This window comes from Streptomyces sp. NPDC054975 (assembly GCF_053609105.1).
The window spans coordinates 1-13,280 of the sequence record NZ_JBSGWV010000086.1 but is presented as its reverse complement, the minus strand read 5'-3'; the positions used below and the strand labels follow the sequence as shown (position 1 = coordinate 13,280).

The 13,280-nt window shown below is 72.7% G+C and carries 15 protein-coding genes; 5 read left to right on the top strand and 10 right to left on the bottom strand.

Annotated features, from left to right (window positions below; translation table 11 throughout):
• Positions 1–31 precede the first annotated feature (31 nt).
• From ACWF79_RS34195 to ACWF79_RS34185, 3 genes are all read right to left on the bottom strand, one after another.
• Positions 32–1,690 (bottom strand): acyl-CoA dehydrogenase family protein, encoded by a 1,659-nt coding sequence (locus tag ACWF79_RS34195; protein WP_453732071.1) that lies wholly within the window; start codon positions 1,688–1,690, stop codon positions 32–34.
• Positions 1,674–2,291, bottom strand: a complete 618-nt coding sequence (locus tag ACWF79_RS34190) for a TetR/AcrR family transcriptional regulator (protein ID WP_453732070.1) — start codon at positions 2,289–2,291, stop codon at positions 1,674–1,676. Before ACWF79_RS34190 ends, ACWF79_RS34195 begins: the two co-directional genes overlap by 17 nt.
• Before the next feature lie 130 nt (positions 2,292–2,421).
• Positions 2,422–3,006 (bottom strand): TMEM165/GDT1 family protein, encoded by a 585-nt coding sequence (locus ACWF79_RS34185; RefSeq protein WP_453732069.1) that lies wholly within the window; start codon positions 3,004–3,006, stop codon positions 2,422–2,424.
• Between the two features lie 408 nt (positions 3,007–3,414).
• Between ACWF79_RS34185 and ACWF79_RS34180 the strand changes: the two genes are divergently transcribed.
• Positions 3,415–4,548, top strand: coding sequence for a PP2C family protein-serine/threonine phosphatase (locus tag ACWF79_RS34180; RefSeq protein ID WP_453732068.1), 1,134 nt, complete (start codon positions 3,415–3,417; stop codon positions 4,546–4,548).
• On the opposite strand, the gene ACWF79_RS34175 is transcribed toward ACWF79_RS34180, so the two are convergent.
• Positions 4,545–5,414 (bottom strand): hypothetical protein, encoded by an 870-nt coding sequence (locus ACWF79_RS34175; RefSeq protein WP_453732067.1) that lies wholly within the window; start codon positions 5,412–5,414, stop codon positions 4,545–4,547. The two genes, ACWF79_RS34180 and ACWF79_RS34175, sit on opposite strands and share 4 nt — an antisense overlap.
• Before the next feature lie 317 nt (positions 5,415–5,731).
• Positions 5,732–6,154: a cupin domain-containing protein gene (locus ACWF79_RS34170; RefSeq protein WP_453732066.1), complete on the bottom strand. Its 423-nt coding sequence runs from the start codon at positions 6,152–6,154 to the stop codon at positions 5,732–5,734.
• Between the two features lie 52 nt (positions 6,155–6,206).
• On the opposite strand from ACWF79_RS34170, the gene ACWF79_RS34165 reads away from it, so the two are divergent.
• Complete coding sequence (locus tag ACWF79_RS34165) at positions 6,207–7,226, top strand: helix-turn-helix domain-containing protein (protein ID WP_453732065.1); 1,020 nt, start codon at positions 6,207–6,209, stop codon at positions 7,224–7,226.
• Between the two features lie 31 nt (positions 7,227–7,257).
• On the opposite strand, the gene ACWF79_RS34160 is transcribed toward ACWF79_RS34165, so the two are convergent.
• The gene (locus tag ACWF79_RS34160) at positions 7,258–7,836 is read right to left on the bottom strand and encodes a TetR/AcrR family transcriptional regulator (RefSeq protein WP_453732064.1); all 579 of its coding nucleotides are present in this window, start codon (positions 7,834–7,836) and stop codon (positions 7,258–7,260) included.
• A 91-nt stretch (positions 7,837–7,927) separates the two neighbouring features.
• Between ACWF79_RS34160 and ACWF79_RS34155 the strand changes: the two genes are divergently transcribed.
• A complete protein-coding gene (locus tag ACWF79_RS34155) occupies positions 7,928–8,374 on the top strand; it encodes an anthrone oxygenase family protein (RefSeq protein ID WP_453732063.1) in 447 nt (148 codons plus the stop codon).
• A gap of 60 nt (positions 8,375–8,434) precedes the next feature.
• Here the strand turns inward: ACWF79_RS34155 and ACWF79_RS34150 are convergent, their stop codons facing one another.
• Positions 8,435–9,019 carry a nucleosidase gene (locus ACWF79_RS34150; protein WP_453732062.1) on the bottom strand — a complete coding sequence of 195 codons (585 nt, stop codon included), beginning with the start codon at positions 9,017–9,019 and terminating at the stop codon, positions 8,435–8,437.
• A gap of 78 nt (positions 9,020–9,097) precedes the next feature.
• On the opposite strand from ACWF79_RS34150, the gene ACWF79_RS34145 reads away from it, so the two are divergent.
• Positions 9,098–9,301, top strand: a complete 204-nt coding sequence (locus ACWF79_RS34145; protein ID WP_362008885.1) for a cold-shock protein — start codon at positions 9,098–9,100, stop codon at positions 9,299–9,301.
• A gap of 69 nt (positions 9,302–9,370) precedes the next feature.
• Here the strand turns inward: ACWF79_RS34145 and ACWF79_RS34140 are convergent, their stop codons facing one another.
• From ACWF79_RS34140 to ACWF79_RS34130, 3 genes are all read right to left on the bottom strand, one after another.
• The gene (locus ACWF79_RS34140) at positions 9,371–9,739 is read right to left on the bottom strand and encodes a hypothetical protein (protein ID WP_453732061.1); all 369 of its coding nucleotides are present in this window, start codon (positions 9,737–9,739) and stop codon (positions 9,371–9,373) included.
• 124 nt (positions 9,740–9,863) lie between these two features.
• A complete protein-coding gene (locus tag ACWF79_RS34135; RefSeq protein WP_453732060.1) occupies positions 9,864–11,276 on the bottom strand; it encodes a VWA domain-containing protein in 1,413 nt (470 codons plus the stop codon).
• On the bottom strand, positions 11,273–12,142 hold the full coding sequence (locus ACWF79_RS34130) for an AAA family ATPase (protein WP_453732059.1): 870 nt from the start codon (positions 12,140–12,142) through the stop codon (positions 11,273–11,275). Before ACWF79_RS34130 ends, ACWF79_RS34135 begins: the two co-directional genes overlap by 4 nt.
• A 297-nt stretch (positions 12,143–12,439) precedes the next feature.
• On the opposite strand from ACWF79_RS34130, the gene ACWF79_RS34125 reads away from it, so the two are divergent.
• Positions 12,440–13,280 (top strand): PP2C family protein-serine/threonine phosphatase (locus tag ACWF79_RS34125; RefSeq protein ID WP_453732058.1); only part of this gene is annotated, 841 nt, incomplete at its 3' end.

Here is a 13,280-nt window from a genome sequence, read left to right as displayed (position 1 = left end):
GCCGACACGGACCGCGCCTCCTGGCGGGTCCTCAGGCCGGCGTGGAGGCCGGCTGCGGTGTGGCGCGGCTGATGATCGACGCCGTGTCCAGGCCCGGCGGCAGGGTGCCGAAGGCGATGCCCCAGTCGCTGTCCAGACGCGAGGCGCAGAAGGCGTCGGCCACCGCCGGATGTCCGTGGCGGACGAGCAACGAGCACTGAAGGACCAGAGCCATCCGCTCGACAAGGCGCCGCGCGCGGTACTGCACGGCCGCCGGGTCGTCCCCGAGGTCACCGAGGTCCTTCCGCAACCGGGCCGTCGCCGCGTCCAGCCGGTGGTCGGCCCCCGAGGCGCGGTCGACCTCCGCGAAGAACGCCTCGACGGCCTGCGGCTGCCGCCCCATCGCGCGCAGCACGTCCAGCGCGGCCACGTTGCCCGAACCCTCCCAGATCGACGGCAGCGGGGACTCGCGGTAGAGCCGGGGCAGCCCCGAGTCCTCGACGTATCCGTTGCCGCCCAGGCACTCCAGCGCCTCGGCCGCGTGCGCGGGGGCGCGCTTGCACACCCAGTACTTCGTCACCGCCAGACCGATCCGGCGCAGCAGCTCCTCGTCCTCGTCACCCGCCGCCGCCCGGTCGACCGCCCCGGCGAGCCGCAGGCCCGCGATCGTCGCCGCCTCCGCCTCCACCGCCAGGTCGGCGAGGACGTTGGTCATCAGCGGCTGGTCGATCAGCCGCGCCCCGAACGCGCTGCGGTGCGTGGCATGGTGCACCGCCTGGACGAGACCCTGACGCATCCCGGACGCCGAACTGACCGCACAGTCGAGGCGGGTCATGTTCACCATGCGGATGATGGTCGCCACCCCTCGGCCTTCCTCGCCGACGAGACGGCCGAGAGCGCCCTCGTACTCGATCTCGGACGAGGCGTTGGAACGGTTGCCGAGCTTGTCCTTCAGCCGCTGCAGCCGGATCGCGTTGCGCGTGCCGTCGGGCAGCACCCGGGGCACGAGGAAGCAGGACAGGCCTCCCGGCGCCTGCGCCAGAGTGAGGAACACGTCCGACATCGGCGCCGACGTGAACCACTTGTGGCCGGTGAGCGCGTAAAAGCCCTCGCCGGTCGGCACCGCGCGCGTCGTGTTCGCGCGGACGTCCGAGCCGCCCTGCTTCTCGGTCATCGACATCCCGGCGATGATGCCGCGCTTGGACGTCGGCTCGCGCAGCCCGAAGTCGTAGACGGGGGAGGAGAGCAGCGGTTCGTACACGGCGGCGAGTCCGGGCTCGGCGCGCAGGGCGGGCACCGCCGCGTACGTCATCGAGATCGGGCACAGATGCCCGGGATCGGCCTGCCCCCACACGAACACCTTCGCCGCCCGCGCCACGTGCGCGCCCGGTCGCTCGTCGCGCCACGGCGCCCCGTGCAGCCCGTGCCGTACGGCGACGGTCATCAGCTCGTGCCAGTACGGGTGGAACTCGACCTCGTCGACGCGGTGGCCGTACCGGTCGTGCGTGTGCAGCACCGGGGAGTGCCGCTCGGCCAGCCGCCCCCACTCCTGGGCCTCCTCGCCGCCGGCCCGCACGCCGAGCTCGCGCACCTCGGCCTCGGCCCACCCCGCGCCCTCGCGGCGCAGCCCCTCCAGGAGGGCCGGGTCGGCCGACACGTCGTAACCGCTCAGCGGCGGGACTTGGTTGGTGACCTCATGCGTCTGCGGCATCGGGAACTCCCAGAGCTCTCAGGGTGAAAGTGACCAGGGCGGGTACGGTCTCGGGCCCCACCGTCCCCTCCGCCAGCGGTCCGACGAGCGCCTCCGCGCCCGCCCCGACCAGCGCGGATGCCGTCAACAGGGCGTCCTGCGGCGGAAGCTGACCTGCCCGGACGCCCTCGGCGATACGCGCGGCGAACACGTCGCGGAACGCCCGCCGGAAGACCAGCCGTTCGGCGTCCACGGCCGGATCCACCGGCTCGGCCAGCAGGGCGTAGGCGAGTCGAGGGGACTTCAGGGCGCGCTGGGCGAACGTCTCGATGACCGCGACGACCCGCTCGGCCGCCCCCGCGTGCCCGGGCCGGCCGGCCGCCTCGGCCACGGCCGCCACCTCGCGGGAGACCACCGTGCGGAAGAGTTCGACGGCCAGCTCGGCCTTGCTGGGGAAGTGACGGTAGACGCTGCCGGTCGCGATCCCGGCGCGGGCGGCGACGGCGGCCATCGTGCAGCCGGCGTAGCCGTGCTCGGCGAGCAGCGCCAGCGCCGCGTCGACGACGGTGGCACGCCGGTCGTCGAGCCGGGCCTGGACCGCGGGGGTGCGTCGGTAGGGCATGAAAGAAGTGAAGCAATGATTCACTACTTCAACAAGGGCTGAGCGCGCACGAGAGCAGCGCCGCACGACAGCGCCCCGGACCGTCCGGTCCGGGGCGCGCGTGGATGTGTCCGTCCGTGTGGGCGGCGCGTCAGCCGACGAAGATCTCGGTGAGCGACCAGATGGCCAAGGCAGCCATGCACAGGCCGCCGATGCGCTGGACGGTCTTCAGCGGGACGCGCTTGGCGATGAAACGGCCCGCGACCAGCGCGAGGGCCGAGACGCTCATCAAGGCGGCGGCGGAGCCGATCGCCGTGGACCACGTGCCGTTGGTGGCGGCGAGGTTGGCCGTGGTGATCTGCGTGAGGTCGCCCCACTCGCTGATGAACACGGCCATGAACGCCGTCGAGAAGACCGGCCAGAAGCCGGTCACCGTCCGGCCGCCCGCCTCGTCCGCCTCGTCGTCGTCCCCGCCACGCAGCAACATGAACGCGCCGAAGCCGAACAGCAGGGCCGAGACGAGCTTGACGGTCCAGTCCGGCAGCAGGCCGATGAGGCTGCCGGCGCCCACGGCGATGGCCACGTGCACGAGGAACGCCGTCGACGTGCCGAACCAGACGTACAGCGGACGCATGCGCGTACCCATGGCCAGGGACGCGAACATCGTCTTGTCGGGAAGCTCGGCGAGGAAGATCAGCCCGAAGGCGGTGAGAATCGCCAGGGGATCGAGGTGCATGTACCGGGGGCTCTCTGTTTGTTCCGGGCCCGGGATCCGCACGGCACCGCGGTGGGCGACGGGAAGAACCACTCGGCCCGGCATGACGGACCACGCCCACGGAACGCGGACATGGCGACTGCCTGGCCGAAGGTCTCGCCCGCCCACGCTCTCCACGTGGACCCGGCCACCGGGAACCCGAGGGCTCCAGTGTGTCGACGACCGGTTCGCAGGGCTACTCCCCTTCGCTGTCGAACAGTGTAACGGAGGCCCTTCGGTCCACGGCCGAGGCGAGGCAGGCGAAGGAGGCACAGGCGGAGGAAAGGCAAGCGGAGGAGATACAGGCTGAGGCCCCGCCGCGGTGACCCTGACACGCCAGAGCGGTGGCGGCGCCGGGGCGGGGCCGCCCTCGGCTCGTACGATCACGAGATGCCCTCCGGTGATCCCCACGGCCCCCACTGGACGCGGTCGCGCACGCAGATCACCATCGGCCGGGCGCTGCCGGTCCTGGCCATGGTTCTGACGGTGCTCGCCGACCTCCTCTCCGCGGACGAGGAACGCTACGACCGGTTGCTGGCCGCCGCGCCCGCGCTCGCCGCCGTCACCTGGAGCGTCCGGGGCACCGTCCTCATCGGCCTGGTCGCCCTCGCGCTGGGCGGGCTGCTCGGGGCGGCCAGCGAAGATCCCCTCGTCCCGGACATCGTCGCCAACGAGGCGGCCCTCGCCGTGGCGACCGCGGCCGCCGCCTGGGTCAGCCGGGCCCGGCTGCGCTACGAGCGGGACCTGCGCGAGGTCACCGCCGTCGCCGAGGTCGTCCAGCGCGTCGTGCTCCGCCCTCTCGCGCCCCGCCTCGGCCCCGTCGACCTGCACCTGCTGTACGTCGCGGCCGCCGCCAAGGCGCGGATCGGCGGCGACTTCTACGAGGCAGTGCACCTACCCGGAGCCGTACGCCTGATGCTCGGCGACGTCCAGGGCAAGGGTCTCGGCGCCGTGGAGACCGCCTCCGTCCTGCTCGGTTCCTTCCGTGCCGCCGTCAACGACGCCCCCGACCTGCCCGCCCTGGCCGACCACCTGGAAAAGGGCCTCGGGCGCTACGGCGCCTGGGACCCCGACACGGACGCGGCCGAACGTTTCGCCACCGTCGTCCTCGTCGAGATCCCCGACGACGGGGCTGTCGCCCGCCTCCTCAGCTGCGGCCATCCGGCGCCCCTGCTCCAGCACGCCGGCCGGGTGCGGTTCGTCTCCTTCGCCGACCCGTCCCTGCCGGTCAACCTGTCCGGCCTCCTCGAATCCCGTCACCGCGTCGAGGAGGTCCCGTTCGTGCCCGGGGACCGGCTGCTTCTGTACACCGACGGGGTGAGCGAGACGCGCGACCGGGCCGGCACCTTCTACCCCCTGGAGGAGCGGATGAGCCACTGGGTGGACGAGCCGGGCGAACGTGTCCCCGCCCTGCTCCACGACGAACTGGACGCCTACGGCGCCGACGGCCTCGACGACGACGTGGCCGCCATGCTCGTCGTACGCCGCTCGCTGAATCGGCCTGATCCAAACGAAAGACCCTAGCCCTCCGGGACCGACTCGTACAGCACCGTGTGGAAGCGGCCCGCCGTCTCCCGGCCCGTCGGATCCGCTCCCAGTGCCCGCACCGCCTCGACGGCGAAGCGCTGCTCGCCGGTGTCGGTGAACAGCCGTTGCGGGTACGTCCGCGAGGGGTCGCAGACGGTTCGCAGGCCGTGGGTGGCCAGGCAGTCGGCGATCGGCCGGTACGAGACCGTCCGCAGGACGAACGCGCTCACCCGCAGCGGTCGCCCGGCCCATCCGAGGAGCGCGTCGAACGTGCGCCGGGTGAGATAGCTGCCCCCGCCGGTCAGCGTGATCAGGCCGACGTCCGCCATCGCGGCGCGCAGCCGAGGGCTCGGCGGAGCCCCCTCCTCCAGATTCTCGGCGAACGCGTCGTCCAGGAGCCCGACCGCCCGCGCGTACCGCAGGGCGTTGTCCGCGACGTCGAGACCGATGACCGGGGCCGCGTCCGGGCGGCGCCGTGACGCGTAGAACTCCTTGTCGCGTACGGCGAGTTCGGCCGAGGTCAGCCCGCTCACCGCCGGGTCGGTGTAGCGCGCGTACAGCTCGGCCAGGGTGACGTCGTGGTTGAGCAGGGCCGCGTTGATCCCGTACGAGCAGCACAGGTCGAGGACCGTACCGCCGTCGCGCTCGGCCGCCGCGCGCCGGAACGCGGCCTGGGCCTGCTGCGGAATCTCGTACTCCAGCGGTGCGAGGCGCCGGAAGTACGCCCGCGGGTCGGGCCGGTCGTAGATGTCCTCGAACCGTGTCTTGCCTCCCGACGCGCCCGTGCCGCCCGCATCACCCGTGCCGGACCACTCCGTACCTGGCCGGCCTGTGCCGGACCACCCTGCGCCGGACTCGCTCATGCGTCCCGCCTCCCTCGAAGGCCCCAGGTGGGCATCGTGCGCGGAATGCGACCCGGCGCTCACGTGCTCATCGGGGGCGCACGGGCGCACCACCCGCACCACGGAACGGCTTCCGGACGGTGCCCACGCCTCCAGGATGGTCCCGGCGTCGGCCAAGCGCCGAGGACGGCCGGCGGCCACGCGCGCGTGGCAACGGGGCGCCGCCCGTCCGAAACGTGGAAATCCGGGCAAGGGGTGTCGTCGACGACCGGTCCGGTGCCGCGTGCGCTGTGCCTGTGCCGGAGCGCCTTGTCGCCCCTGGCGGGAGGAACGGGTGCTCACACCTCCAGCGCGTGGCCCGTCGTCGCGTCCACATGGTCGGGGACGGCGTCGTGGCGGTCGCCGACCGTGAGGGTTCCCGTGGGCTCGAAGAGGAGCAGGGAGGCGCCGGAGGGGGAGTACGGGCGGTGTTCCACGCCCTTGGGGACGGTGAACGCCGAGCCCTGGGGGAGGGACACCGTCCGTTCCGCTCCGTTCTCACGCAGCGAGATGTGCAGCTCGCCGCCGATCACCAGGAAGAACTCGTCGGTGTCGTCGTGGACGTGCCACACGTGCTCGCCCGCCACCTTCGCCACGCGCACGTCGTAGTCGTTCACGCGCGTCAGGATGCGGGGGCTCCACAGATCGTCGAAGGAGGCGAACGCGGTGGCGAGGGCGATCGGGGCAGAGGAAGCGCTGGTCACAGCGGGTTTCTGGCTCATGCGGCCATCCTGGCCCCCGCCCGTCTCCCGGCGTGAGTGCTAGAAATAGCATATGTCGCAAGGATCCTCGCACCAGGGAGCGCATCGCGTCGTCGTCATCGTCGACGCGAACTCCAACCCCTTCGAACTGGGCTGTGCCACCGAGATCTTCGGGCTGCGCCGCCCCGAGCTCGGACGCGACCTGTACGACTTCCGGCTCTGCTCGCCCGAGCCCCGCACCCTCATGCGCGACGGCTTCTTCACCCTCACCGGCGTCGCCGGGCTCGACGCGGCCGAGACCGCCGACACGCTGATCGTCCCCAACCGCCCCGACGTCGAGGTACCCCGCCGTCCCGCCGTGCTCGACGCCGTCCGCCGGGCCCACGCGCGCGGTGCCCGGCTGATCGGCTTCTGCAGCGGCGCCTTCACCCTCGCCGAGGCCGGGGTGCTCGACGGCCGCCGGGCCACCGCCCACTGGCAGTGGGCCGACGGCTTCCGCGCCCGCTTCCCCTTCGTGCGCCTCGAACCGGACGTCCTGTTCGTCGACGACGGCGACATCCTCACCGCCGCCGGCAGCGCCGCCGCCCTTGACCTCGGGCTCCACGTCGTCCGCCGCGACCACGGCGCCGAGGCCGCCAACGCGGTCAGCCGCCGACTCGTCTTCGCCGCCCACCGCGACGGCGGACAGCGGCAGTTCGTCGAGCGGCCGGTCCCCGAGATCGCCGACGAGTCCCTCGCCCCGCTCCTCGCCTGGGCCCAGGAACGGCTCGGCTCACCACTCACCGTCGCCGACCTCGCGGCGCGGGCGGCGGTCAGCCCGGCGACGCTGCACCGCCGTTTCCGGGCCCAGCTCGGAACCACCCCGCTCGCCTGGCTCACGGGAGAGCGGGTGACCCTCGCCTGCCGGCTCATCGAACGCGGCGAGACCCGCTTCGACGTCGTCGCCCGCGCCAGCGGCCTCGGCACCGCCGCCCACCTGCGTACGCTGATGAACCGCGAGACGGGACTCTCCCCGTCCGCCTACCGCCGGCGCTTCGGCCAGGCTGCGTCACCGACCGCCGCGCCGGCCCCCGCCGTCGCACCGGCCTCCTAGGGTGCGTATCGGGTCATGACCGCCGGGTGCGTCAGATCACGGCGAGCCGGTCCACCAGCAGCTCCGTCCTGCGCTCGGTGTCCTCCGGCGGCAGCCGTCCCGCCCTGGTCAGGGTCGCCAGACCGTGCAGGGCCGCCCAGAACACCTCGGTGAACAGCCCCGGGTGGACGTTGTCCCCCGCGACCTCCCCGAGGCTCTCCAGCAGGGCGGCGAAGGCGTCCTTCAGCGGTTCGGGAGTGTCCTCCTTGGCGAACGCCAGGCCGCCGTCGAGCTGGAACATGGCGTCGTAGACCGCCGGGTTGCGTGCGGCGAAGTCGAGGTAGGTGCCGGCCAGGGCGGTGACCCGGGCACGCGGGCCGTCCGCGGCGGAGGCCGCGGCCCGCAGCAACGCGGCCATCTCGGCGGCGCCTTCGAGGGCGACGGCGCCGATGATCTCGCGCTTGCCGCGGAAATGGCTGTAGAGGACGGGCTGGCTGTACTCGATGCGCTCGGCCAGCCGGCGGGTGGTGACCGAGTCCCAGCCCTGCTGTTCTGCGAGTTCGCGGGCCGTCGCCACGATGAGGCGTTCGCGGTCCGCCCGTACGCGTTCCTTGCGTTCCTGTACCGACATGCAGGTGATTCTAGCATCGCTAGACAATTGAGCGTCGACAGGTCTAGCGTTGCACCGTCATCTAGCGGCGCTAGATCCCAGGAGGGTCATCATGCTCAACGCACTCGAGGTCTTCACCACCGTGGTCGTCGGCGTGATGGTGGGGGTGGAGTTCTCGGTCGCCTTCGTCATCAACCCGATCCTCGCCGCACTCCCCGAAGACAGCGGTCAACTCGGCCGCGCCCACGGGGGCCGGATGCTCGGCGCCGTGATGCCGGTCTGGTACATCGCCTCGCTCGTCCTCGTCGCGGCCTGGGCCGTCGCCGGACGGCACCACCACGGCACCGGTCTCGTCGTCACCGCCGGCGCGCTGCTGCTCCTCAGCGTGATCATGTCGATCCTGCTGCTCGTCCCGATCAACAACCGAGGCAAGACGTGGACCCCTGACAACCGGCCGGCCGACTGGAAGCAGCAGATGAACCGCTGGGACCGCTTCCACTACGTCCGCGTGGCCGTCATCATCGCCGCCTTCGCCCTGCTGGTCGCTGCCCTCACCTGAGCCCGCCGGCCGACACCGCGCAGGCGGCGCACCCTCATGGAGCACGCCCCGACAGGCGCCCTAGGAGCGGTACGGAGTGTGCTCCTGCGCCCACTGCGCGAGCGCCTGCGCACATTCCGCGACCGACTCCCGCCAGGTCCTCGCCGCGCCGTCGCCCGCCTCGTCGCTCACATGCTTCACGATCCGGATCGGCACCCCGGCCAGTCCGGCGGCGGTCGCGAGGGCGTAGCCCTCCATGTCGACCAGCGCGGCGCGGGCGGCGAGCCGGTCCCGTGCCGCCTCGTCCGAGATGAAGGCGTCACCGGTGGCCAGGGTCACGTCACCGCCGCCCGGCAGGACCACCGGCTCCCCGTACGTCTCGCCCGTCAGCGTCGCGAGAAACTCACCGTCCAGGTCGTGCTGGATCACCGTGCCCACCACGTGCGTCCCCGTCCACCCCGGACGCAGCGCCCCGGCGGTCCCGAGGTTGACGACCCCGGACGGGCGCGGGCCGCGGCCCAGGACGGTCGCGAGCGAGGTCGCCGCGTTCACCTTGCCCATTCCGGTCAGCAGGACCGGCAGATCGGTGTCGAGGAACTGGGCCTCCTCCTTGACGGCAAGGACGAGCAGGGGCCGGTCGGCCGTGATGTCTCCGATGAGTTCCATGCGACCACGCTACCCGCCGGGACTTCCCGCCCGTGCCGAGAGACCATGGAGGTGTCGTCAAGAGCCGAGGAGCTCGTCATGGCAACCGGAACAGTCAAGTGGTTCAACGCCGAAAAGGGCTTCGGCTTCATCGAGCAGGACGGGGGAGGCCCGGACGTCTTCGTCCACTACTCGGCCATCGCCAGCACCGGCTACCGCGAACTCGCCGAGGGACAGAAGGTCGCGTTCGACGTCGTGCAGGGCCCGAAGGGCCCCCAGGCCGAGAACGTCACCCCCAGCTGATCTCCCAGCTGATCAACGTCCCCCAGCCGATCGACGGGAAGCCGTCACCTCGAACGCCGTCACCTCCGCTCACCCCAGCAGGTCCGTAGGGACGTGAGGTCGAAGTTCCCGGACCGTCCGCTCCGGATCGGGGTCGGAGACGGCAAGCCGACCGAAGGGCACGTCACCACGTAGTTCGACGCAGACCACCGGCATGCCCGGCTTCACCACCGCGAAGTCCCGGCCGTCCGGCAGGACGCGGACGCCCACGCACAGCCGGTCGGGGATCCACAGCCCCCGTCCGCGCCGCCCGCGCAGCGCCCGCCACCAGTCCGGTTCCACCCGTACGTCGCGCAGGGCCGCCACGGGCACCCGTACGTTCCCGCGACGCGCGACAAGCCTCTCGCGCGCGGACAGCCGCACCACGAGGTCGGTGCCGTCCACCGTCAGCCGTGCCATCGTGGCTCACCGCCCGTCCCGCTCGTCGGCATTCCTTCCTGTCCATGGTCGGACCGTGGCCGGGGAGGTGCCAGACGGGCGTCAGCCCGGCGAGAGGCCGCGTTCCTCGTGCCACGGCGGTGATTCACACCGGCAGGAGCCGGCCGACGAGTTCACCGAGCTGCCGGGCGTTGCGGCAGGGATGCATGTCGACCAGTTCGGCGTACGCGAGCGCGACCGAGTCGCCCGTCGACCACAGCGCGGGCGGCTCGGGGTTGAGCCAGTGGACGCGACGGGCCCGGTCGGCGATCCGCTTCAGCGCCGGGAGGTTGGGGTCGCTCATGTTCGTACGGGCGTCGCCCAGGACGAAGACGGCGGTGCGCGGGCCGACGGCGTCGGCGTACCGCTCCGCGAACTCGCCCAGCGCCGTCCCGTAGTCGCTCTGCCCGTGCCAGCCGGTCAGCACCGCCTCGTCGAGGATGCGCGCACCGAGGCCGGCCGGGTCGGCCGCGCCCCGCGCGATCAGGTCGGTCACCTCGTCGACCCGGTTGACGAAGGCGAACACCCGCACCCTGCTGAACTGGTCGTGCAACGCCTGCACCAGGAGCATCGTGAAGTTGGCGAACCCCGCTACGGAGCCCGACACGTCGCACAGCAGGACGAGTTCGGGGCGTACGGGCCGGCGGCGGCGCAGCACCGGCCGCATCGGTACGCCGCCGGTCGACAGCGAGCCGCGCAGCGTGCGCCGCAGATCGATCCGCCCGCGCGCGGCACGCCGCCGCCGGGCCGCGAGGCGGGTCGCGAGCTTGCGCGCCAGCGGCCGTACCGTCGTACGCAGCTCGTCCAACTGGGCCCGGCCGGCGAGCAGGAAGTCGACGCTGTCCGGCGTGCCCGCCACCGCGCGCCGCGCGACCCGGTCCCGGCCCTGCCGCTCGGCGACCCGCCGCCGGGCCTCCGTCCGTACCCGCTCGCGGAACGCTTCGATGCGCCGCCTGATCTCGTCGTCCGTCAGCCGGTCGGTGAACGCCGGCCCGTCGCCGTCTCCGTTCCCGCCCCCGTCGCCGGCCGCGTCCCGGAGCATGGCCCGTACGCGGGCGAGCAGCGTCTCGGGACGGAGCCGGGAGAGGGTCTGGTACGAGGACCAGCCGTCCGAGCCCGGCGCGGAACCGTAGCCCCCGAGACCGCCCACCGCCTCGCCCGCGAGCCGCGTCAGCGCCGCGCCGTCGCCCGCGGCCAGGGCGGCGGCCAGCCGCTCCCGCAGCGCCGCCGTGTCGAACGCCGCCGGGGGCTCCCCTGCCGCCGGATCCGTGTCGGCGTGGGAGGTGGTCAGCGGAAAGTACAGGTCGAAGACCCGGTCGAAGAGCGGCCGCTGCCCCGCCTTGTGCAGCAGCGTCGCCGCGAGCGCCTCCCGCGTCCGCTCCCGGTCGGCGAACCCCACCGCCTCCAGGGCGTGCCCCGCGTCCACGCTCTCGCCCGTTCCGATCGACAGGCCGTGCGCCCGCAGCGCGTGCACCAGACCGGTGAGCCGGTCCGCCACGCCGTCCGACGCCGTGGTCACACCGCGTCCAGGTCGAGCTTGGCGGCCGCCTTCTGGATGTCGTCCCGATGCTTGAGGATCACACCGAGGCTGTCGCGCACCACCGTCTCGTCCAGCGTGTCGGCGCCCAGGGCGAGAAGGGTCAGGGCCCAGTCGATGGTCTCCGCGACCGAGGGCGCCTTCCGCAGGTCCATCGCGCGCAGCGCGTTGACCACCCGTACGACCGAGGCGGTGAGCGCCGCGCCGAGCCCCGGAACCTTCGCCGTGACGATCCGGCGCTCCAACTCCTCCGCGGGGAAGTCGATGTGGAGGAAGAGGCAGCGGCGGCGCAGGGCCTCGGACAGCTCGCGGCCGGCGTTGGAGGTGAGGACGACGAAGGGGCGCCGGGTCGCGGTGATGGTGCCCAGCTCCGGGACGGTGATCTGGAAGTCGCTGAGCACCTCCAGGAGCAGCCCCTCCACCTCGATGTCGGCCTTGTCCAACTCGTCGACGAGGAGCACGGCCGGCTCGGCGGAGCGGATGGCGGTGAGGAGAGGGCGGGGGAGCAGGAACTCCTCGCTGAAGATGTCGGTGCGGGTCTCGTCCCAGGACTCGTCGCGCCCCGCCGTGATCCGCAGCAGCTGCTTGGCGTGGTTCCACTCGTACAGCGCCCGCGACTCGTCGACCCCTTCGTAGCACTGGAGCCGTACGAGCCCGGCGCCCGCGACCTCGGCGACGGCCTTCGCCAGCTCGGTCTTGCCGACCCCGGCCGGGCCCTCCACGAGGAGCGGCTTGCCCAGCCGGTCGGCCAGGAAGACGGTGGTCGCGACGGCGGGCGAGGCCAGGTAGCCGGTCGCGGCGAGCCGTTCCGCCACGTCGTCGACGGAGCTGAAGTACCCGGTCGTCATCGTTGTTCCCCCCGGAGCCGCGTGATCCTGTACTGGCGGGTAGCCATCTCCGTACTCGATCAGCTGCCGCCGCGCTCCACAACCGCCCGGACCGCGAGTGCGGCCAAGCTCACGGGGGATTTGGTGAAGATCGGACGAGACCGCCGTCCCGGCGTAGCGTGGGGGCGGAATGATCTGGCTACAGCTTCACGGAATGTGATGGACTTCTGGTCCGGCCGGTGTCGCGCGCGGGAGCTCGCCCCGCTGGTCCAATGGGATGTGTGCGCTGCTCGGGGCCGTAGCGGCGGTGGAGGTGTCTTGTCGGAGCGAGCGGGGGAACAGGCCTCCCTGGTCGAGGAGCATGCGGCGGTCCTGGCCCGGCTGAGAGCCGCGACGGACGCGATCGAGGAGATCGGGTCGCACCCCGACGAGCAGGGCGTCTGTGAGGACCTGGCCCGGTTCCTCTGCCGGCACGGGTACGAGGCGGTGGCCGTGGACGTCCGCCCCGAGGACGGGCCGGGCTGGGTACGCACCGCGGTGGCCGGCGACCCGAAGCTGGTCGACCAGGTCGAGCCGTCGCACGACAGCGGGCCGTCACCCCGCGCATACGCCGACGTGGCCCCCGGCGGGGTTCATGTCCAGGTGGTGTCGGCGCCCCTGGAGTCGCAGGGCCGGACCTTCGGGTACGTGAGCGCCGTCAGCGCCCGCGCCGGCGGCCTCGGCGCGCATGCGACGGCCACGGTGCACGACGCGGCCCGGCTCGCCGCCGTCCATCTGGGCCACGCCCGCCGCCTGGCCGCCACCGAGCGCACCGCCTTCCACCTCCAGCAGGCCCTCGTGGCCGAGCCGGGCCGCCCGCACCCGAATCTTGAGGTCGCCGGACGGTACCTGCCGGTCGGCGCCAGGACGCTGGTGGGCGGCGACTGGTTCGAAAGCGTACGGCTCCACTTCGGCCGCAGCCTGCTCGTCGTCGGGGACGTCATGGGGCACGGCCTCGACGCCGCCGTCGACATGAACGCCTACCGTTCCGCGCTGCGCGACGTCGCCTCCACGGACCTGCCGCCGCACCGCGTGCTCCGCCAGCTCGACTCCGTCATCGCCGACGACGGCGGGCTGCGACCCGCGACCTGCCTGCTCGTCCAGGTCGACCCGGCGCGCG

Bases quoted from the DNA above. Each gene is read 5' to 3' on its own strand.
- ACWF79_RS34195 (WP_453732071.1), bottom strand. From the start codon at position 1,690: ATGCCGCAGACGCATGAGGTCACCAACCAAGTCCCGCCGCTGAGCGGT.
- ACWF79_RS34190 (WP_453732070.1), bottom strand. From the start codon at position 2,291: ATGCCCTACCGACGCACCCCCGCGGTCCAGGCCCGGCTCGACGACCGG.
- ACWF79_RS34185 (WP_453732069.1), bottom strand. From the start codon at position 3,006: ATGCACCTCGATCCCCTGGCGATTCTCACCGCCTTCGGGCTGATCTTC.
- ACWF79_RS34180 (WP_453732068.1), top strand. From the start codon at position 3,415: ATGCCCTCCGGTGATCCCCACGGCCCCCACTGGACGCGGTCGCGCACG.
- ACWF79_RS34175 (WP_453732067.1), bottom strand. From the start codon at position 5,414: ATGAGCGAGTCCGGCGCAGGGTGGTCCGGCACAGGCCGGCCAGGTACG.
- ACWF79_RS34170 (WP_453732066.1), bottom strand. From the start codon at position 6,154: ATGAGCCAGAAACCCGCTGTGACCAGCGCTTCCTCTGCCCCGATCGCC.
- ACWF79_RS34165 (WP_453732065.1), top strand. From the start codon at position 6,207: ATGTCGCAAGGATCCTCGCACCAGGGAGCGCATCGCGTCGTCGTCATC.
- ACWF79_RS34160 (WP_453732064.1), bottom strand. From the start codon at position 7,836: ATGTCGGTACAGGAACGCAAGGAACGCGTACGGGCGGACCGCGAACGC.
- ACWF79_RS34155 (WP_453732063.1), top strand. From the start codon at position 7,928: ATGCTCAACGCACTCGAGGTCTTCACCACCGTGGTCGTCGGCGTGATG.
- ACWF79_RS34150 (WP_453732062.1), bottom strand. From the start codon at position 9,019: ATGGAACTCATCGGAGACATCACGGCCGACCGGCCCCTGCTCGTCCTT.
- ACWF79_RS34145 (WP_362008885.1), top strand. From the start codon at position 9,098: ATGGCAACCGGAACAGTCAAGTGGTTCAACGCCGAAAAGGGCTTCGGC.
- ACWF79_RS34140 (WP_453732061.1), bottom strand. From the start codon at position 9,739: ATGGCACGGCTGACGGTGGACGGCACCGACCTCGTGGTGCGGCTGTCC.
- ACWF79_RS34130 (WP_453732059.1), bottom strand. From the start codon at position 12,142: ATGACGACCGGGTACTTCAGCTCCGTCGACGACGTGGCGGAACGGCTC.